Source organism: Pseudomonas sp. BAY1663 (assembly GCF_000582595.1).
Lineage (GTDB): Bacteria > Pseudomonadota > Gammaproteobacteria > Pseudomonadales > Pseudomonadaceae > Stutzerimonas > Stutzerimonas stutzeri_AF.
The window spans coordinates 72,444-92,820 of sequence record NZ_AZSV01000005.1; the positions used below are offsets into that span (position 1 = coordinate 72,444).

Consider the following 20,377-nt stretch of genomic DNA (forward strand, 5'->3'; position numbering starts at 1 on the left):
CCCCATGAACAAAGGGAGCTAGGATAGCGCAGATTCATCCAGGCTTTCACGAGGTGGCAACGACGCGAGGCGATCGAGAATCTCCATGACCACCAGCCGCGGCGGGCGTTCGTCGGTTTCGATGATGATGTCCGCGATCGAGCGGTACAGCGGATCACGAATGGCCATGAGCCCCGCCAGGACCTGCCCTGGATCAGCCGCCTGCAACAGCGGCCGATTGCGATCCCGGGAGGTACGCTCGAGCTGCTGCTCGACCGATGTGCACAAGTAGACGATACGGCCACCGGCACGCAGCGCCTGGCGATTGTCCTCACGCAACACCGCACCGCCACCGGTTGCCAGCACCACACCATCGAGCCGGCAGAGATCGGCGATTACGGTATGTTCACGCTCGCGGAAGCCTGCCTCGCCCTCGACATCGAAGATCAGCGGAATGCTGGCGCCGGTGCGCTGCTCGATCTCCTTATCGGAATCCTTGAACGGCAACCGTAGCTCTTTGGCGAGCAAACGCCCGATGGTGCTTTTTCCAGCTCCCATCGGGCCCACGAGGATGAAATTGTGCATCAAGAACGAATCAGCGACTGGCCTGTATTGTCTGATTATTCATGATCCGCGGAGTGATGAACACCAGCAGTTCGGATTTCCGATCCTGCACCAAGTCACGGCGGAACAGCCGCCCCAGGAAAGGAAGATCGCCAAGGAACGGAACCTTGTCTACCGACTTGCTTTGCGTATTGGAGAAGACACCGCCGATAACGATCGTTTCGCCATCGGTGACCAACACCTTAGCATTGACCTCGTTCTTGCGAATAGCCGGCACCCCTGTGGTCGCAGCCTGAGAAAAATCAGGCTCATCCTTGGTCACCTTGACTTCCATGATGATACGGTTATCTGGAGTGATCTGCGGAGTGACTTCCAGCGAGAGTGCAGCTTCCTTGAACGAAGTGCTGGTAGCGCCGCTGGAGCTGGCCTCTTGATAAGGAACCTCAGCACCCTTCAGGATCTTCGCGGTCTCCTTATCCGAAGTAACCACCTTGGGCTGCGATACCACCTCCCCATTACCGGTTTTTTCCATTGCCGATAGTTGAAGATCAAGAATCGCATTATCGGTCACGAACCCCAAACCTATACCTGATGTGGAGCCAACCGCGCCCATATCGACGAAGGGTGTATTCATGGGCCAAGTAATCTGCTGCCCACCACCTTCGGCATCTTCGACATCAAGGTTGCCGTTCTTGCCCCAAGCACTCCATTTATCACCAGCGCCAAAGTTGCCACCCCAGCGGACACCCAGGCTCTTATCATAGTCGACGTTAGCCTCGACGATCCGCGCCTCGATCATTACCTGGCGGACCGGGATATCCAATTGCGCCACGATCCGACGCAACTCATCAAGCCGCTCCTGTGTCTGGTAGGCAATGATATTGTTGGTACGATCATCGACAGCTATCGAACCACGCTCTTCCGCAACCCCCCCTTTGTCTGTTACCGACTGAAATAGGCGAGCAATATCGGCGGCTTTCGCATAATTGACCTGAACAACTTCACGACGCAGCGGCGCGAGTTCGGCGATCTGACGCTGCGACTCTAGTTCCTGACGCTCCCGGGCAGCAATTTCATCCGCTGGCGCAACCAGCAATACATTACCAACCTGACGCTTGTCCAACCCCTTGGTCTTGAGCACCAGATCCAGCGCCTGGTCCCATGGCACGTTCTGCAGGCGCAGAGTGATATTGCCGCTCACCGTATCACTGGCCACCAGGTTCAGATCGGTGAAGTCGGCTATCAGTTGGAGAACGGAGCGAACGTCGATGTCCTGGAAGTTCAGCGACAGCTTTTCGCCGGAATAGGCAAAACGATCCGCTTTCTGCTTCTCGGCTTCAGCCTCGGTGAGCGGCTTGATACTGATGGTCAGTTTGTTATCGGCCTGGTAGGCCAGATAGTCATAGCGGCCGGTAGGCTCGATGGCGATGCTCGCCCCGCCAGACTGGGCGGTCGAATCGACGAATTTCACCGGCGTAGCGAAATCCTGGACATCGAGGCGCACGCGCAGCGATTCCGGCAACTGCGTCTTGGCGAAAGCGACGAGGATTTTTCCACCCTGCTCTTCGATGGTGGAACTCACCGACGGGTCGGAAAGCGTGATGATCACATTGCCCGCCCCATCGTCACCACGGCGAAAATCGATATTGTCGATTGCCTTGCCGGTTATCGCCTTGACTGGTGACGGGGTGGTGACGGGTACACTGGATGCCATAGGCGCCGCTGCATTGCTGCCAGCGCTTTCACCCAGCACCACGAACAAATTATTGCCCTCAGCACGCGTCGAGTAGGGAACGAGCGAAGAGAGATTGACGATCATTCGAGTACGCCCCTGCGCCTCGACCAACGTCACGCTACGTGCATTACCCACACCCAACTCGCGGTTCTTGGCGCCCAGCTTGTTGGATACCCCGGGCAAGTCCAAAGCAATACGCGCCGGCTGATCCAGCGTATAACCCCGCGGCGTGGCCACCGGTTCGTCGAATGCCAGCTTAAGCTCGACACGATCACCTGGCAGCGAGGCCACATTCAGTGCATTCAGGTTGGCGGCCAGCAGTGCAGGCGATACGAATGCCGCCAGCAAGGACAAGCCGAAGCGAGAGAGGGTGCTGTTCATAAATTGCTTCCGTTGTGCAGACCGGTATAGGTTTTCCATGCTTTAGCCCCGCGCTAGGTGCGCTCTTTCAAGGTCAGACTGCGCGGGCGCTCGAGCCACCCACCCTCTCCATCAGGCACGATCTCCAGGACGTCTATGCCAGCATCGCTGATCCCCACGATGCGCCCATGATTACGTCCTAGATAATCGCCAATCTTGACACGGTGAACCCCCTCACCGCCCTTAATCAAAGCGTATCGTCCTGCCTCGTTGGCCAACGTACCGACCATGACGAAGTTCTCGATATTGAAACCTTCAAGGAACTGCTTGACTCGCGTTTCATCAGGGTGAATGTCTTTGGACCCTTTCTGTCGCTGCGCCAGATCAAGCTTCACCGGCGGCTGAAACGGATGACGCAAAGCGGCCGCACTATAGGTAAACGCTTCGTAAGGAATGAATGCGGGTAACGGCTCAATGGTACCTTTTGGCTTGGCTCTAACTTCATCCAAATATTGTTGTAGATCGCTGAAGTCAGAGCCACTACCGCAGCCTTCTAGCAGCATCAAGCTCAAACCTAACGCAATAAGTTGGCCGCATTTCATTTTTGTAGCCCCTTGTCGTTATAACGATAAGTCTTGGCCACGATGCCCATTTTCAACTTGGATGAGGCATCATCCTTACTCGTTTTAATCTCGAAATCATGCAACGTAACTATTCGAGGAAGACTGGCCACTCCGCTTACGAAAGTGGCCAAATCGTGATACGCACCAACAACTTTTATCTGAATGGGTAGTTCGATGTAGAACTGCTGTACCACCTCGGGCTGCAGCTTGATTTCTTCGAACTCGAGCCCGCTTCCCAGCCCGGTCCGGGTTATATCTTCCAGCAACCCCGGAACCTCGGTATCGCTGGGCAGTTGCCGCAGCAGCGCGCCGAAGGAAGATTCCATTTCAACCATTTGTTCCTTGTACGCTTCCAGATTTGCAGCCTGGAATGCCTTGGTCGAGAACTGCTGCTTCAGCGTGACTTCCTGCGCACGCTGCTGCTCGAGCTGCACCTGCATATCCTGCAGATGGAGGTAGTACCCAAGCGCCAGCACGGCTACCAGCAACAGCACGCCGGCGATGAACTTGACCGGCGCAGGCCAGGACCCCAGGTTGTTCAGGTCCAGGTCCGCAAAATCGATCTTGCGAAGACTTTCCAAAGAGTCAGCCAGGCTCATGGCTTGCTTCCTTCCGTTGGGACGGTCGGCTGCGTCTGCTGCACCGTCAGCTGGAACACGTTTTCCTGATCGACCGCACCTGCTGTAACCGCCTTGACCTCATTCAGGTTGGGGGCTTCCAGCCAGTCCGACCCATCGAGATTGCGCATCAGGTTGGAGACGCGGTTGTTCGACTCGGCCGCCCCCACGATCGCGATATTCTTTCCGGTCATTTTCAGCGAAGTGAAATAAACACCGTCCGGAAGGGTTCGCACCAACTGGTCGAAAACGCGCGCGATGATTGGCCGATTGCCCTGCAGGTCCTGGATGATCTTCATTCGCTCCAGCAGTTGCTGCCTACGCTCTTTCAGCTCCTTGATCTCTTTGATACGAGCATCCAGCACCGCTATTTCCTTGCGGACGAAGTCATTACGCGCCTTCTGCTGCTCTATCGCACTTTCGAAATACCGGTCGCCAAGGAACACGAGGCCGGCAGCGACGACGAGCACGCCAACCAGGGAAGCAAGAAAACGCTGCTTGCGCTCTTCGCGCAGTTGCTCGCGCCAGGGGAGAAGATTGATCTGCGCCATCAGTCGAAACTCCTCAGCGCCAAGCCACAGGCAATCATCAGCGCCGGGGCGTCACTGGCCAGCGCGCCGGCGTTGACCTTGTTGCTCAAGGCCATATCGGCAAATGGATTGGCGACTAGAGTCTGGGTCCCGATCTTCTGCTGAATGAGGCGATCGAGATCGGGAATGGATGCGGTGCCACCTGCAAGAAGAATGCAGTCGACATCATGGAACTGGCCTGCCGCGAAGAAGAACTGCAGCGAGCGCGAGACCTGCTGAACCACCGCCTCCTTGAACGGAAGCAACACCTCGCTGTCATAGTCGTCCGGGAGCCCGCCCTGCTTCTTGGCGAGCCCGGCCTCCTCCACGGACAACCCGTAGCGGCGCTGGATTTCCTCGGTCAGCTGGCGGCCACCGAAAAGCTGCTCGCGGGTATAGATGGTACGACCGTTATGCAGAACACTCAGCGTCGTCATGGTGGCACCGATATCCACCACCGCGACGGTCAACTCGTCGTGCCCGACACCCAGTTGCGGTGCCAGCAGCCCATAGGAGCGCTCGAGCGCGTAGGCCTCGACATCGACCACCTTGGCGGTCAGCCCCGCCAAGGCCAGTGCAGCCTCGCGAATCTCGACGTTCTCCTTGCGGCAGGCGGCGAGCAGCACCTCGACCCGTCCGGGCGCACGCGCCGCGGGGCCTTGCACTTCGAAATCGATCGCCACTTCCTCGAGGGGATAAGGGATGTACTGATCGGCTTCGATCTTCAGCTGATTCTCGAGCTCGTCGTCGGACAGCCCGGCGTCCATTTCGACGCTCTTGGTGATGACCGCAGAACCGGATACCGCCACGGCCGCCGCCTTGCTACCCGTCTTGGCTTTCGCCACCACGCGTTGCAGCGCCTGACCGACGCCCTCAAGTTCAGCGATGTTCTTCTCGACGACGGCGTTCGGCGGGAGCGGCTCGACGGCATACGCCTCGACGCGGTATCGATTTCCCGACCGACTTAATTCGAGAAGCTTGACTGAGGTCGAACTGATATCGATCCCGAGCAGCGTGTTCGCTTTCTTAGTGAAGAGCCCTAGCACGACCGATTTCCTTCTTTATCCGCAACTTACGGATTAATTATGTTTATCCACATTAGATAACAGCCTTGACAGAAGCGCAAATGGCTACCCGGCAAAAAAAGCGCTTATAATGTGAACGGTTTTCCCTTTCAGCATCGTCTGCCATTTCCCCCTCCCAAATCCTGGATTCCAAGAACCCCGATGCGTTTTTTGAAATTTTTCCTTTGGTCGTGCCTAGCGATTTTCTGCGCACTATTACTCAGCGTTACCGGCGCCTTTCTCTATCTGAGCCCGAACCTCCCTTCGGTCGACTCGCTGCGCAGCATACAGCTGCAGATTCCACTGCGCGTTTACAGCGCCGACGACAAGCTGATCGCGGAGTTCGGCGAGATGCGCCGCTCACCGATCCGCTTCGAAGAGATCCCCGAGGACTTCATCCACGCCCTGCTGGCTGCCGAGGACGACAATTTCGCCAATCATTATGGCGTCGACATAACCGGCCTGATGCGCGCTGCCACGCAATTATTGAAAACCGGACAGATTCAGACCGGCGGTAGCACCATCACCATGCAGGTGGCGAAGAATTATTTCCTGACCAGCGAACGGAGCTTCTCGCGCAAGATCAACGAGATTCTCCTGGCGCTGCAGATAGAGCGCGAACTGAGCAAGAACGAAATTCTCGAGCTGTACGTCAACAAGATCTACCTGGGCCACCGCGCCTACGGCATCGAAGCGGCTTCTCAGGTGTATTACGGCAAGCCGATCACGGAATTGAGCCTCGCCCAGCTGGCGATGATCGCCGGACTGCCGAAGGCTCCCTCGGCGTTCAATCCGCTGGTCAATCCGGCCCGCAGCAAGGAGCGGCGCGACTGGATTATCGGCCGCATGTACCGGCTGGGCTCAATCGACGAGGCACGCTATCAGCAGGCGCTGGCCGAGCCGGAGAGTGCGCGCTATCACGGCGCCGCTCCGGAACTGGACGCGTCCTATATCGCGGAGATGGCTCGGGCGGAGATGGTCGGGCGCTACGGCAGCGCGGCCTACACCGACGGCTTCAGGGTATACACCACCGTTACCAGCGAAAGGCAGGAGGCGGCCAACGCTGCGCTCAACAGCGGCCTGATCGAATACGACCAGCGCCACGGCTACCGTGGCCCGGAAGCGCGCCTCGCCGACCAGCCGCGCGATAACTGGCTGCAGGAGCTGGGCAAGCGCAGAAGCTTTTCCGGACTGCATCCGGCCATCGTCTCGCAGGTCGAAAACAGCGGCATTCTGGTTCTCACCCGTGATGGCAGCGAGCATGCGGTAGCGTGGGAAAGCATGAAGTGGGCCCGCCCCTTTCTGGCCACCAACAGCCTTGGGCCTAGGCCGCAGCGCCCTGCCGACGTGGTGAAGGTGGGCGACCTGGTGCGTATCCGCTGGCAAGGCGAGACGCCACTGTTCAGCCAGGTTCCACAGGCGCAGGCCGCACTGGTTTCGCTCGATCCGCAAGACGGCTCCATCGAGGCGCTGGCCGGCGGTTTCTCCTTCGGCCAGAGCAACTACAACCGCGCCATCCAGGCCAAACGCCAACCCGGATCGAGCTTCAAGCCGTTCATCTACAGTGCGGCACTGGATGCCGGCTACACCGCGGCAAGCCTGGTGAACGACTCCCCGATCGTCTTCGTCGAGCGGGGCATGGACCGCATCTGGCGACCGAAGAACGACAACAATACGTTCCTCGGCCCGATCCGCTTGCGCGAGGCGCTCTACAAATCACGCAACCTGGTATCGATCCGGCTGCTGCAAACCATCGGTATCGATCACACCATCGACTACATCAGTCGCTTCGGTTTCAACCCGCAGGACCTGCCGCGCAATCTTTCCCTCGCGCTGGGCACGGCAACGCTGACCCCGATGGAGATCGCCACCGGCTGGACGAGCTTCGCCAATGGTGGCTACAAGATCGAGCCTTATCTGATCCAGCGAATCGAAGACCGCGAAGGTACCCTGCTGTTCGAGGCCAACCCCGTGCGCGTTCCCCACGGGGAAGAGGTGGCAGCCGTCGCTTCCGACGTCGAAGTCATCGCCGCACCGACGCCAGCCTTCAACCCCGGACAGGGCAGCGAAAAGCCCGAGCAGGAACCGCGTTTCGCCGAGCAGATCCTCGATGAACGCACCGCCTACATCATGACCAGCATGCTGCAGGACGTGATCAAGCGCGGCACCGGCCGCCGGGCACTGGCCATGGGGCGCGAGGACATCGCCGGCAAGACCGGGACCACCAACGATTCGATCGACAGCTGGTTCTCCGGCTACAACGCCGATATCGTCACCACCGTCTGGGCCGGCTTCGACCAGCCACAGAGCCTCGGCCGCCATGAGTATGGCGGCACTGTGGCCCTGCCCATCTGGATGAACTACATGAGCGCCGTACTCAAGGACATGCCCGAGCACCCACCCGCGGAACCGGACGGGCTGCTAAAACTGCGCGTCGATCCGGTCAGCGGCCGGGCCGCTGCGCCCGGCACCCCCAACGCCTATTTCGAGGTATTCAAGAGCGAGGATTCGCCACCCCCCATGGGCGAATTCGAACCCGGCTACCAGGCCCCCGGCAGCCCGCTTCCGGCCAACGAGGCCGCGCCGCTCGATCTATTCTGAGCCCCGGAAACAACGAACCCCGCCGCGGCGGGGTTCGTTGTTTCCGGCTTGTACCTTTCCGGTCTTATTCGCCGAATACGTCGTTCACCGACTTCAGCGGATAGTGCGCCGGATAGGGCAGCGTCGCCACGCCACTCTCGATCGCAGCCTTGGCGACGGCATCGGAGACCAGGGTGATCAGGCGCGGATCCATCGGCTTCGGAATGATGTACTCGCGGCCGAATTGCAGGTCGGCCACGCCATAGGCGGCGGCGACTTCCGCCGGCACCGGCAGTTTGGCGAGGTCGCGCAAGGCCAGGGCGGCAGCGATCTTCATCTCCTCGTTGATGCGCTTGGCGCGAACGTCCAGCGCGCCGCGGAAGATGAAGGGGAAGCCGAGCACGTTGTTGACCTGGTTCGGGTAGTCGGAACGCCCAGTGGCCATGATCACGTCGGAACGCGTGGCATGCGCCAGCTCGGGACTGATCTCCGGGTCCGGATTGGAGCAGGCGAAGACCACCGGATTCGGCGCCATGCGCTTGAGGCCCTCGCCGCTCAGCAGGTTGGCGCCGGACAGGCCGACGAAGACATCGGCGCCTTCGAGCGCGTCATCCAGGGTGCGCTTGTCCGTCTCATGAGCGAACACTGCCTTGTACTGGTTCAGGTCGTCGCGCCCGGCATGGATGACGCCCTTGCGGTCGATCATGAAGATGTTCTCGATCTTCGCGCCCATGCTCACCAGCAGCTTCATGCAGGACGTAGCAGCAGCACCCGCGCCGAGGCAGACGATCTTGGCTTGCTCGAGGGTCTTGCCGGCGATCTCCAGGGCATTGAGCATACCGGCCGCGGTGACGATCGCGGTGCCATGCTGGTCGTCGTGGAACACCGGAATGTCGCACTGCTCGATGAGTGCACGCTCGATCTCGAAGCACTCGGGCGCCTTGATGTCTTCCAGATTGATGCCACCGAAGGTGATCGAGATGCGCTTGACGGTATCGATGAAGGCTTGCGGGCTTTCGGCATCGACTTCGATGTCGAACACGTCGACACCGGCGAAACGCTTGAACAGTACACCCTTGCCTTCCATGACCGGCTTGGAGGCCAGCGGGCCCAGGTTACCCAGGCCGAGGATAGCGGTGCCATCGGAGATTACCGCCACCAGGTTGCCCTTGCCGGTATAGCGGTAAGCCAGCTCCGGATCACGGGCGATCTCGCGGACAGGCTCGGCGACGCCCGGGCTGTAGGCCAGGGAAAGGTCACGAGCGGTGGCAGTGGGCTTGGTCAGTTCGACGCTCAGCTTTCCCGGACGAGGCTGGGCATGATAGTCAAGAGCGGCAGTTTTCAGGTCAGTCATGTGGCATTTCCGCTTATTTTACTGGGACAGACAGGCGGTCGAGCATACGCCAAGAATGCGCGCGCTCACAAGCCAGTGGATGACGGGACTGTCAAGCCCCCGGGGATTACGACTTTTCGGTAGAGCTGCGGCCCCGAGTGCTGGACCGGGCCGCCTCACACGTCAGCGCGTCATGCTCAGCATAGCCGGGTGAGTCAGGCGCAACATCCAGCGCGCCTGCTCCTTGCGGCCGGTGCGGCCGCGCCGGTCGACCACCCAGCCACGCGCCTCGATGGTCTTGCCGGCCAGTGCGGACAGGCGCTGCGCATCGAACGCTTCGACAGCCTGCAGCGGCACGTGCACGACCAGAGGCCCGTCCAGCTCCAGCCAGAAGCCGGCACGGTTGCGCTCGACCCGCTCGACCTTGCCGCCGACCAGAGCGAAACCGGCCTGGCGCAGCGAATGCGCCGTCTGCAGCGCCGGCTTGCGCCATACGCCTTTCCCAACCCGGCGGGCATGCTCCTCGGCAGCCCAATGGCAGCCGGCCAGCTCGGTATTGGGGGCCACCGCCACCGCGTACCCCAGCCCCTCGGCCAGCAACGCGGCCTCGAGATTGCGACCCTGCGCATCGTAGACATGCGCGAGCACGCGCCCGTGACGATCCTGCGGCTCGCGCCCCACACTCAACCCGACCCGATCGCCATTGCCCTTCACCAGGGCGTCGAGATGGCGCCAGGCCGCTTCGGCGAAGGCCTCGGCCTTGCGCCCATGGCGACTGCGCTCGGGGGTATTGATACCGATCAGCCGCACGCTGCGCCCATCCACGAGGCGCAGGGTATCGCCATCGACGACGCGCGCGACCTCCACCAGCGGCAGACGCTCCGCTGCCGGACAGAAAGCCAGCGCCTGAAGAGTCCAGAAGACGGAAACGAAAAAGGCGCCCACCAGGGACGCCTTTTTCATGTGCTCGGAAAATCCCACCGGATTCCCGTTGCGCCAGCTTACTTGGCGCCGAACACACCGAAACGCTGCTTGAAGCGATCGATGCGGCCGCCGGTATCCAGCACCTTCTGCTTGCCGGTGTAGAACGGGTGGCACTCGGAGCACACGTCGATGTTCAGGTTCTTGCCCAGCGTGGAGCGGGTCTTGATGACGTTGCCACAGCTGCAAGTGGCTTCGATTTCGACGTAGTTGGGATGGATATCGGCTTTCATGATGAATCCTCTGAATTGCGTGCCGCCACCCGACCCTATGTCGAGTACCGCACGAAGTAGGGCGCGAATCATACCAGAGCGCTAGGGTGATGCAAGCACAGGCGCCCGGCGGTGCCGGCCTAAGGTTCCCGAGCCGAACGAAGCGGCGCCCCGGCGCTTTTGCGCGGCATGATCGTTTACCATCGGCGCTCGCCAACAAGGATCTCCGCGTGCCCTCGACCATCCTCCGCCTCGCGCTGCCCTCGCCGCTGCGCCGCCTGTTCGACTATCGCCCGCCGGCCGGCATCGCCCGCAGCGTCCTGCAGCCGGGCATGCGCCTGCGCGTGCCGTTCGGCCGGCGCGAGGTGGTCGGCATTCTGGTCGAGCTGGCGGAGCGCAGCGAGGTTCCCGAGGACAAGCTCAAGCCCGCGCTGGAGCTGCTCGACCGTCAGCCGCCCCTGCCGCCGTCGCTGTTCAGGCTCTGCCTGTGGACCGCACAGTATTACCAGCACAGCCTCGGCGACACCCTGAACTGGGCGTTGCCGGTCCTGCTGCGCCAGGGCGAACCGGCCGAGGCACGCCTGGAGCGCTATTGGCGGATCGTCGACGGTGCACGCCTCGACGACCCGCGCCTGGCGCGCGCGCCACGCCAGCGCGAGGCGCTGAAGGTCATCGCCCAGCATGCCCACGGCCTGCCGCATGCGTTGCTGGGCAAGCTGCAACTGAACAAGGACAGCCTCGACCTGCTGCTGGAAAAAGGCCTGGTACGCATCGAAGCGCGCCGCAGCAGCCCGCCCCGCGCCCACAGCGGCAGCTGGCTGCTGCAGCCGGAGCTGACCCTGAATCCGCAGCAGCGCGCCGCCTTCGAAGCGGTGCGCGCGGGCTTCGGCGGCTTTCGCGCCTTCCTGCTGGCCGGCGTCACCGGCAGCGGCAAGACCGAAGTCTACCTGCAGCTCATCCACCAGGTACTGGAGGCCGGCAAGCAGGCACTGGTGCTGATCCCGGAAATCAACCTCGGGCCCCAGACCCTCGCGCGCTTCGAGAAGCGCTTCAACGCGCGAATCGCCCTGCTGCACTCCAACATCAACGATCGCGAACGCCTCGACGCCTGGCTCGCCGCCCGCGACGGCGAGGCGGATATCGTCATCGGCACCCGCTCGGCGTTGTTCACGCCGCTGAAGAACCCCGGGCTAATCATCATCGACGAGGAGCACGACGCCTCCTATAAGCAGCAGGAAGGCCTGCGTTACCACGCCCGCGACCTGGCGCTGCTGCGCGCCCGCCAGGAAAACCTGCCGATCCTGCTCGGCTCCGCCACACCCTCGCTGGAAAGCCTGCACAACGCCCACGCGGGCCGCTACGCACTGCTCAAGCTGACCCAGCGCGCCGGCGCCGCCAAGCCGCCGCGCTTCCTGCGCCTGGACGTCAAGAGCCGTCCGCTCGATGCCGGCATCTCCGGGCCGCTGCAACAGGCCATTGGCCAGACCCTGGCCGCCGGCCAGCAGGTGCTGATCTACCTCAACCGTCGCGGCTTCGCCCCCACCCTGCTCTGCCATGACTGCGGCTGGCTCAGCCAGTGCCCGCGTTGCGATGCGCGCATGACCCTGCACCAGCGCCACAACGAACTGCGCTGCCACCATTGCGGGTACGTCGAGCGACCGCCGCGCAACTGCCCGGAGTGCGGCAGGGTCGACCTGCGGCCGGTGGGCGCCGGCACCGAGCGCGCCGAAGAACGCCTCGGCATCCTCTTCCCCGACTATCCGGTGCTGCGCATCGACCGCGACAGCACCGCGCGCAAGGGCGCGATGGAACGGATGTTCGGCACCATCAACCGCGGCGAACCCTGCCTGCTGGTCGGCACCCAGATGCTCGCCAAGGGCCACCATTTCCCCCGCGTGACGCTGGTGGCGATCCTCGATGCCGATGGCGGGCTGTTCTCCGCCGACTTCCGCGCCAGCGAGCGCATGGCGCAACTGATCGTCCAGGTCGCCGGCCGCGCGGGGCGTGCCGAGGAGCCGGGCAAGGTGATCATCCAGACGCACCTGGCCGACCACCCGCTGCTGGTGCAGCTGACCGAGCAGGGCTATTTCGCCTTCGCCGAGCAGGCCCTGTCCGAACGTCGCGCCGCCGGCCTGCCGCCGTTCAGCCACCTCGCCCTGCTGCGTGCCGAAGCGCACAAGCCCGGACAGGCCGAGGCGCTCCTCGACGACGCCTGCAGCCAGGCCGAGCGCCTGCTCGACGAACTGCAGCTCGGCGGCATCGAACTGCTCGGCCCCATCCCCGCGCCCATGGAACGCCGCGCCGGCCGCTACCGCGCGCAACTGCTCCTGCAGGGTAGTGCCCGCGCGCCGCTGCACCGCCTGATGAGCGCCTGGCTGCCGTATGTCGAGCAACTGCCCGGCAGCCGCGCGGTGCGCTGGAGCCTGGACGTGGATCCGATCGACCTGTTCTGAATGCCCCCGAACCCGCCTTTTCCACCCTCGGTCGCCGCGCAACTTGAAGCAACCCCCATCGCGCCCCGATAATGCCGGGTTTTCGCGCACTCTTGCGGACCGAGCCGACCATGAAAGACAGCATTCGCCACCTGATCCAGCAAGCCCTCGCCCGCCTGACCGACGACGGCGTGCTGCCCGAAGGCCTGACGCCGGCGATCCAGGTGGAAAACACCAAGGACAAGAGCCACGGCGACTTCGCCAGCAACATCGCCATGATGCTGGCCAAGCCGGCCGGGCTGAAGCCGCGCGAGCTGGCTGAAAAGCTGATCGCCGCGCTGCCGCAGGACGCGCAGATCAGCAAGGTGGAGATCGCCGGGCCCGGCTTCCTGAATTTCTTCCAGAACAGCGACGCCCTGGCCGGACGCCTCGAAGCCGCGCTGGCCGACCCGCAATTGGCGGTGCGCAAGGCGGCCGCCGCGCAGCGCGTGGTGATCGACCTCTCATCGCCGAACCTAGCCAAGGAAATGCACGTCGGCCACCTGCGCTCGACCATCATCGGCGATGCGGTGGGCCGGGTGCTGGAGTTTCTCGGCGACGAGGTGATCCGCCAGAACCACGTCGGCGACTGGGGCACCCAGTTCGGCATGCTGCTGGCCTATCTCGAGGAAAAGCCGGCGGCGGCGGAAAGCGAACTGGCCGACCTGGAACAGTTCTACCGTGCCGCCAAGCAGCGCTTCGACGAGTCCGCTGCGTTCGCCGACCGCGCCCGCGAGCTGGTAGTCAAGCTGCAGGCGGGCGATGCCGACTGCCTGCGCCTGTGGACACGCTTCAACGACATCTCGCTGTCGCACTGCCAGAAGATCTACGACCGCCTCAACGTCAAGCTCAGCCCCGCCGACGTCAAGGGCGAGAGCGCCTACAACGCCGAGCTACCGGGTATCGTCGAGGCTCTGCGCGAGAAGGGCCTGCTCACCGAGGACAATGGCGCCCAGTGTGTCTTCCTCGACGAGTTCAAGAATGCCGAGGGCAACCCGCTGCCGGTGATCGTGCAGAAGGCTGGCGGCGGCTATCTCTATGCCACCACCGACCTGGCCGCCATGCGCTACCGCAGCCAGGTGCTGCATGCCGACCGCGTGCTGTATTTCGTCGACCAGCGCCAGGCCCTGCACTTCCAGATGGCTTTCGAAGTGGCGCGCCGCGCCGGCTTCGTCCACGCCGGCATGCAGCTCGAGCACATGGGCTTCGGCACCATGAACGGCGCCGATGGCCGACCGTTCAAGACCCGCGATGGCGGCACGGTGAAGCTGATCGACCTGCTCGACGAAGCCGAGCAGCGCGCCTATGCCCTGGTCAAGGACAAGAACCCGCAGCTCGACGAGGCCGAGCTGCGCCAGATCGCCCGTGCCGTGGGCATCAGCGCGGTGAAGTACGCCGACCTGTCCAAGCACCGCACCAGCGACTACCGCTTCAATTTCGAGCTGATGCTGAGCTTCGAAGGCAACACCGCACCCTACCTGCTCTATGCCTACACCCGCGTGGCCAGCGTGTTCCGCAAGCTGGGCAAGGGCATCGACGAGATCGACGGTCGCATCCGTCTCGACGCCGAGCAGGAACTGGCCCTGGCGGCGAAGCTGGCGCAGTTCGGTGAACTGCTCAACAATGTCGGCGAGAAGGGCGAGCCACACCTGCTGTGCAGCTACCTCTACGACCTGGCCGGGCTGTTCTCCAGCTTCTACGAACACTGCCCGATCCTCGCTGCCGATAACGAAGAACAGAAGCAGAGCCGCCTGCGCCTGGCGGCCCTGACCGGCAAGACGCTCAAGCAGGGCCTGGAACTGCTCGGCCTGGAACCTCTGGAGCGGATGTAAGTGGCCGCACGCAAGAAAGCCGCGCCCAAACGGGGCGCCAGTCGCTACCAAGCCCCCGCGAAGAAAGCCGTACCCGGCTGGATCTGGCTGGTCTGCGGGCTGGTGATCGGTGGCTTCATCATGTTCCTGATGAACCTGGAGCCCGGCGGCGACGAGATCAAGCGCGCCAAGGAAGCCCCCAAGGCCACGGCCAAGGAGCCACCCAAGCGCAGCCCGGCCGGCGAGCAGCCGCCGAAGCCGAAGTACGACTTCTATACGCTGCTGCCGGAGTCGGAAGTCATTCTGCCGCCGGAAACCAAGCAGCCAGAACCGCCAAGCAAGCCGGTGACGCCGGAGGAAGCGGCCCGGATCGACGAGGCGCGGGCCCAGGCCGCACTCAACGGCCAGGTCCCGCCTCCGCCGCCGACCGTGGCCAAGGCGCCGGTGACGCAGTTCTTCCTGCAGGCCGGCTCGTTCCGCCAGCAGGCCGAAGCCGACCGCGTGCGCGCACAGATCATCCTGCTCGGCCAGGATGTGCGCGTGGAGAACGTCAAGGTGCGCGACGAACCCTGGTATCGCGTGCTGGTCGGCCCGTTCAGCAGCCGCGAGCAACTGAACGCGGCGCAGAAGACACTGGCCGCCAGCGGCTACAAGAATCTGCTGTTGCAGCAACGCCAGACGCACTGAACGAACACGCCGGGCATGACCCGGCGTTTTTTATGGCTCTGTCCCAATTGCGTGTTGCTCGAAGTGTCGAGGTATTCTGAACGTCCGTAGGAGCGGGCCATGCCCGCGAATATTCCAGCGCGCAAAGCTTCGCGGGCATGGCCCGCTCCTACAGGGGTACGTCCATCCGCAACAGCCAACTCAGCCCTTGTTATTGGGAACAGAGGAAACTCCGCTCAGCTTTCTCGCGGTGCGTAGGCGAACACGTCGGCGCGCATCTGGTGCGGGTCCATCCCAGCCGCCACCAGCGCATCCAGGGTGCCGTAGACCATCGCCGGCGAGCCGCTGGCATACACGTGCAGCGGCTTGAGATCGCTGAAGTCCTCGCGAATTGCCTCGTGCAGCAGCCCGCAGCGGCCTTCCCAGCCACAGACATCGCTGACTACCCGGTGCAGATGCAGGTTGCCCATGCCCTGCCATTCCTCCCAGTGCGGCAGCCGGTAGAAATCTTCCGGCCGGCGCACGCCCCAATACAGATGTACCGGATGGCTGAAACCGGCGGCACGGCAGTACTCGATCAGGCTGTGCATCTGCGCCATGCCGGTACCGGCCGCGACCAGCACCAGCGGGCCGTCCGGCAGCTCGGCCAGGTGGGTATCGCCGAACGGCAACTGCACGCGGGCGAAGCCCTGCCGGCGCAGGAAGGCCAGCAGCTCGATGGCCGACTCCTCGCGCGCCAGCACGTGCAGCTCCAGCTCGCGCCCGCTGTCCGGGGCGGAAGCCAGGGAGAACGCCGACCACTCGCCATCCTCGCGCTGCAGCAACAGGTACTGCCCGGCGTAGTAGCGTGGCTGCCGCCCGGCCGGCAGGCGCAAGCGCAGACGCACCACGTCGCCGCCGACCTCCTCGTAAGCGCTCAACTGGCAGCTCAGCTCGCGCACCGGCAGCTCGCCGGGCGCCAGCACGCCGTCCCAGTGCAGTACACAGTCTTCCAGCGGCTCGGCCAGGCAAGCCAGCAGCTCGCCATGATCGCGCACCTCACCGCCTTGGCGCACACGGCCTTCGACCAACAGCGAGGCGCAGATATGGCAATTGCCGTTGCGGCAGCTCTGCGGACATTCGTAGCCCAGGCGCTTGGCGGCGTCGAGGATGCGTTCGCCGGGCCGGACTTCGAGTACGGCGCCGGATGGCTGCAAGGTCACTTTCATCTGCACGTCTTTTCTGTGAACGGGATAACCCGCCAAGGCTTCGGGTGGGCTCGAGCCCGCCTCTTCGGTTATGTCAGTCGATACCCAGCTGCGACCAGAGTTCATCGACCCGCTGCTTGATCGCCGGGTCCTGGACGATGGCCCGCCCCCACTCGCGGCTGGTCTCGCCCGGCCACTTGTGCGTCGCGTCCAGGCCCATCTTCGAGCCCAGGCCGGAAACCGGCGAGGCGAAATCCAGGTAGTCGATCGGCGTGTTGTCGATCATCACCGTGTCGCGCTTGGGTCCATGCGTGTGGTGATGGCCCAGATCACGTCGTTCCAGTCGCGGGCATCGATGTCGTCATCGGTGACGATGACGAACTTGGTGTACATGAACTGCCGCAGGAAGCTCCACACGCCGAGCATCACCCGCTTGGCGTGGCCGGGGTACTGCTTCTTCATCGTCACCACCGCCATGCGGTAGGAGCAGCCTTCCGGCGGCAGATAGAAGTCGACGATCTCCGGAAACTGCTTCTGCAGGATCGGCACGAACACCTCGTTCAGCGCCACACCGAGAATCGCCGGCTCATCCGGCGGACGCCCGGTATAGGTGCTGTGGTAGATCGGATTCCTGCGGTGGGTGATGCGCTCGACGGTGAACACCGGGAAGCGATCCACCTCGTTGTAGTAGCCGGTATGGTCGCCGTAAGGCCCCTCATCGGCCATCTCGCCGGGATGGATATGCCCTTCGAGGACGATCTCGGCATAGGCCGGCACCTGCAGTTCGGAGCCGATGGCCTTGACCAGCTCGCTGCGCGAGCCGCGCAGCAGGCCGGCGAAGGCGTACTCGGAGAGCGTATCGGGCACCGGCGTGACCGCACCGAGAATGGTCGCCGGATCGGCACCCAGCGCCACCGCTACCGGATAGGGTCGATCAGGGTACTTTTCGCACCATTCGCGGAAATCCAGCGCGCCGCCGCGGTGACTCAGCCAGCGCATGATCACCTTGTTACGGCCGATCACCTGCTGGCGGTAGATGCCGAGGTTCTGCCGTTCCTTGTTCGGCCCCTTGGTGATGGTCAGGCCCCAGGTGATCAGCGGCGCCACGTCGCCCGGCCAGCAGTGCTGCACCGGAATCTTCGCCAGATCGACGTCGTCGCCCTCGACGACCACCTCCTGGCAAGGCGCGTCCTTGAGCACCTTGGGTGCCATGCTGATGACCTTCTTGAAGATCGGCAGCTTGCTCCAGGCATCCTTCAGCCCCTTCGGCGGCTCCGGCTCCTTGAGATAGGCCAAGAGCTTGCCGATCTCGCGCAGCTCGCCGACGTCCTCGGCGCCCATGCCCAACGCGACCCGTCCCGGCGTGCCGAACAGGTTGCCGAGCACCGGCATGTCGAAGCCGGTCGGGTTCTCGAACAGCAGCGCCGGGCCCTGCTTGCGCAAGGTGCGGTCACAGATTTCGGTCATTTCCAGGACGGGAGAGACAGCAGCCGTGACGCGCTTGAGCTCACCGCGTTGTTCCAGGCCGCTGATAAAGTCGCGCAGATCGCGATACTGCATGCTTGAGCCTCGCATGGGCCGGCAGGGTCGGGGCGCAAAGTTTAGCCCCTGCGTCAGGTTTTCCAAAACCTGCAGACAGACGAAGGCCGGGTTTCCCCGGCCTTGCTGGCAACGACGAGTCGCTTACTTGCGCTTCATGGACATGAAGAATTCGTCGTTGGTCTTGGTGTCCTTGAGCTTGTCGAGCAGGAACTCGATGGCGGCGATCTCGTCCATCGGGTGCAGCAGCTTGCGCAGGATCCAGATGCGCTGCAGCTCGTCCTCGGCGGTCAGCAACTCCTCGCGACGGGTGCCGGAGCGGTTGATGTTGATGGCCGGGAACACGCGCTTCTCGGCGATGCGGCGGTCCAGCTGCAGCTCCAGGTTACCGGTGCCCTTGAATTCCTCGTAGATCACCTCGTCCATCTTCGAGCCGGTTTCCACCAGCGCGGTGGCGAGGATGGTCAGCGAACCGCCTTCCTCGATGTTGCGCGCGGCACCGAAGAAACGCTTGGGCTTCTCCAGCGCGTGGGCGTCGACACCACCGGTGAGCACCTTGCCGGAGCTCGGGATCACGGTGTTGTAGGCACGCGCCAGGCGAGTGATGGAGTCGAGCAGGATGACCACGTCCTTCTTGTGCTCGACCAGGCGCTTGGCCTTCTCGATCACCATCTCGGCGACCTGCACGTGGCGGGTCGGCGGCTCGTCGAAGGTGGAGGCGACCACTTCGCCGCGCACGGTGCGCTGCATCTCGGTCACTTCCTCCGGGCGCTCGTCGATCAACAGGACGATCAGGTGGCACTCGGGATTGTTGCGGGTGATGTTGCTGGCGATGTTCTGCAGCATGATGGTCTTGCCCGCCTTCGGCGGGGCGACGATCAGGCCGCGCTGGCCCTTGCCGATCGGCGCGCAGAGGTCGATCACGCGGCCGGTGAGGTCTTCGGTGGAGCCGTTGCCGGCTTCCATCTTCAGGCGCTCGTTGGGGAACAGCGGGGTGAGGTTCTCGAAGAGGATCTTGTTCTTCGCGTTCTCCGGCCGATCGTAGTTGATCGAGTCGACCTTGAGCAGGGCGAAGTAACGCTCGCCTTCCTTCGGCGGGCGGATCTTGCCGACGATGGTGTCGCCGGTGCGCAGGTTGAAGCGACGGATCTGGCTGGGCGACACGTAGATGTCGTCCGGACCGGCCAGATAGGAAGAATCCGCGGAGCGCAGGAAACCGAAGCCGTCCTGGAGAATCTCCAGCACGCCATCACCGGAGATTTCCTCGCCGCTCTTCGCGTGCTTCTTCAGCAGGGAGAAAATCACGTCCTGCTTGCGCGAACGGGCCATGTTGTCGATGCCCATCTGTTCGGCCATTTCCAGCAGTTCGGTGATGGGCTTTTGCTTGAGTTCGGTCAGATTCATAGAAAGAGATCAGGAAGGATGTAGAAAGCGATTAGCTTGAGAAGCCGCGCAGCAGGAGACGAACGAGGTTCGTTGTGCTTTATGAGGCTGAAGTGCGTCGGCGACGGCATGCAGAGGGCGACGGAAGAAATGGTCGCGAGGCCGAATTTAGCATCGTGCAGACGCAGCGTCCACCCTGCCGATGAAAAAAGCCCCCGCGTCTGCGGGGGCTTTTCGAGTGGGCCCGGAAGGCCCGGAACTCAGATGTTGCTGTCGAGGAAGGCCGCCAGCTGCGACTTGGACAGCGCACCGACCTTGGTCGCCTCGACGTTGCCGTTCTTGAACAGCATCAGCGTCGGGATGCCGCGCACGCCGTACTTCGGCGGGGTTTCCTGGTTCTCGTCGATGTTCAGCTTGCAGACCTTGAGCTTGCCTTCGTAATCCTTGGCGATCTCGTCGAGTACCGGAGCGATCATCTTGCAGGGACCGCACCACTCGGCCCAGTAATCGACCAGCACCGGGCCATCCGCCTGGAGGACGTCCTGCTCGAAGCTGGCATCGCTGACTTTGGTGATGAATTCGCTCATGGGAAGTCTCCGTGATTCGGAAGCAAAAAAGTGGCGACATCATAGCCCGGCTTCAGCCGCACCGGAAGGCGCGGAGCGATTGAGCCGCCCAATGAAGCCGATACTTTACTCTTCAA

The 20,377-nt window shown here is 62.9% G+C and carries 16 protein-coding genes and 1 pseudogene; 4 read left to right on the forward strand and 13 right to left on the reverse strand.

Translation table 11 applies throughout. The annotated features are described in order from the left end of the window. Window positions 1-18 precede the first annotated feature (18 nt). Genes aroK through BAY1663_RS02995 form a run of 6 tightly spaced genes read right to left on the reverse strand, consistent with a single transcriptional unit; the run spans window position 19 to window position 5,493 of the window. A complete protein-coding gene (gene aroK / locus BAY1663_RS02970) occupies window positions 19-564 on the reverse strand; it encodes a shikimate kinase AroK (RefSeq protein ID WP_037037848.1) in 546 nt (181 codons plus the stop codon). A gap of 10 nt (window positions 565-574) precedes the next feature. After that, window positions 575-2,659, reverse strand: a complete 2,085-nt coding sequence (gene pilQ / locus BAY1663_RS02975) for a type IV pilus secretin PilQ (RefSeq protein WP_037037849.1) — start codon at window positions 2,657-2,659, stop codon at window positions 575-577. Between the two features lie 53 nt (window positions 2,660-2,712). After that, complete coding sequence (pilP, locus tag BAY1663_RS02980; protein ID WP_037037850.1) at window positions 2,713-3,240, reverse strand: type 4a pilus biogenesis lipoprotein PilP; 528 nt, start codon at window positions 3,238-3,240, stop codon at window positions 2,713-2,715. Beyond that, window positions 3,237-3,860, reverse strand: coding sequence for a type 4a pilus biogenesis protein PilO (gene pilO, locus BAY1663_RS02985; protein ID WP_037037851.1), 624 nt, complete (start codon window positions 3,858-3,860; stop codon window positions 3,237-3,239). The genes pilP and pilO overlap by 4 nt, the downstream gene beginning before the upstream one ends. After that, window positions 3,857-4,429 (reverse strand): type 4a pilus biogenesis protein PilN, encoded by a 573-nt coding sequence (gene pilN, locus BAY1663_RS02990; protein ID WP_037037853.1) that lies wholly within the window; start codon window positions 4,427-4,429, stop codon window positions 3,857-3,859. The genes pilO and pilN overlap by 4 nt, the downstream gene beginning before the upstream one ends. Continuing rightward, entirely contained in the window at window positions 4,429-5,493 is a 1,065-nt protein-coding gene (locus BAY1663_RS02995; protein WP_037037855.1) for a pilus assembly protein PilM, read from the reverse strand. The genes pilN and BAY1663_RS02995 overlap by 1 nt, the downstream gene beginning before the upstream one ends. A gap of 180 nt (window positions 5,494-5,673) precedes the next feature. Between BAY1663_RS02995 and BAY1663_RS03000 the strand changes: the two genes are divergently transcribed. Further along, window positions 5,674-8,112, forward strand: coding sequence for a penicillin-binding protein 1A (locus BAY1663_RS03000; RefSeq protein ID WP_037037857.1), 2,439 nt, complete (start codon window positions 5,674-5,676; stop codon window positions 8,110-8,112). 64 nt (window positions 8,113-8,176) lie between these two features. Here BAY1663_RS03000 and BAY1663_RS03005 read toward each other — a convergent pair whose 3' ends face one another. From BAY1663_RS03005 to rpmE, 3 genes are all read right to left on the reverse strand, one after another. Continuing rightward, window positions 8,177-9,445, reverse strand: coding sequence for a malic enzyme-like NAD(P)-binding protein (locus BAY1663_RS03005; RefSeq protein WP_037037858.1), 1,269 nt, complete (start codon window positions 9,443-9,445; stop codon window positions 8,177-8,179). A gap of 162 nt (window positions 9,446-9,607) precedes the next feature. Further along, window positions 9,608-10,387 (reverse strand): thermonuclease family protein, encoded by a 780-nt coding sequence (locus BAY1663_RS03010; protein ID WP_256206516.1) that lies wholly within the window; start codon window positions 10,385-10,387, stop codon window positions 9,608-9,610. A 38-nt stretch (window positions 10,388-10,425) separates the two neighbouring features. Further along, window positions 10,426-10,638 carry a 50S ribosomal protein L31 gene (gene rpmE / locus BAY1663_RS03015; protein ID WP_003301052.1) on the reverse strand — a complete coding sequence of 71 codons (213 nt, stop codon included), beginning with the start codon at window positions 10,636-10,638 and terminating at the stop codon, window positions 10,426-10,428. 209 nt (window positions 10,639-10,847) lie between these two features. Between rpmE and BAY1663_RS03020 the strand changes: the two genes are divergently transcribed. The 3 genes from BAY1663_RS03020 to BAY1663_RS03030 all read left to right on the forward strand — a co-directional run bounded on the left by BAY1663_RS03020 (window position 10,848) and on the right by BAY1663_RS03030 (window position 15,586). After that, entirely contained in the window at window positions 10,848-13,070 is a 2,223-nt protein-coding gene (locus BAY1663_RS03020; RefSeq protein ID WP_037037862.1) for a primosomal protein N', read from the forward strand. A 110-nt stretch (window positions 13,071-13,180) separates the two neighbouring features. After that, on the forward strand, window positions 13,181-14,920 hold the full coding sequence (gene argS, locus BAY1663_RS03025; RefSeq protein WP_037037864.1) for an arginine--tRNA ligase: 1,740 nt from the start codon (window positions 13,181-13,183) through the stop codon (window positions 14,918-14,920). Then, window positions 14,921-15,586, forward strand: coding sequence for an SPOR domain-containing protein (locus BAY1663_RS03030; protein WP_037037865.1), 666 nt, complete (start codon window positions 14,921-14,923; stop codon window positions 15,584-15,586). A gap of 215 nt (window positions 15,587-15,801) precedes the next feature. Here BAY1663_RS03030 and BAY1663_RS03035 read toward each other — a convergent pair whose 3' ends face one another. From BAY1663_RS03035 to trxA, 4 genes and pseudogenes are all read right to left on the reverse strand, one after another. Beyond that, window positions 15,802-16,773, reverse strand: coding sequence for a CDP-6-deoxy-delta-3,4-glucoseen reductase (locus BAY1663_RS03035; protein WP_037037867.1), 972 nt, complete (start codon window positions 16,771-16,773; stop codon window positions 15,802-15,804). Between the two features lie 73 nt (window positions 16,774-16,846). After that, window positions 16,847-18,312 (reverse strand): annotated as a pseudogene (ubiD, locus tag BAY1663_RS03040) (4-hydroxy-3-polyprenylbenzoate decarboxylase). Window positions 18,313-18,435: 123 nt separating this feature from the next. Next, on the reverse strand, window positions 18,436-19,695 hold the full coding sequence (rho, locus tag BAY1663_RS03045) for a transcription termination factor Rho (RefSeq protein ID WP_011911776.1): 1,260 nt from the start codon (window positions 19,693-19,695) through the stop codon (window positions 18,436-18,438). Window positions 19,696-19,934: 239 nt separating this feature from the next. After that, complete coding sequence (trxA, locus tag BAY1663_RS03050; RefSeq protein WP_003301063.1) at window positions 19,935-20,261, reverse strand: thioredoxin TrxA; 327 nt, start codon at window positions 20,259-20,261, stop codon at window positions 19,935-19,937. Window positions 20,262-20,377: the final 116 nt, after the last annotated feature.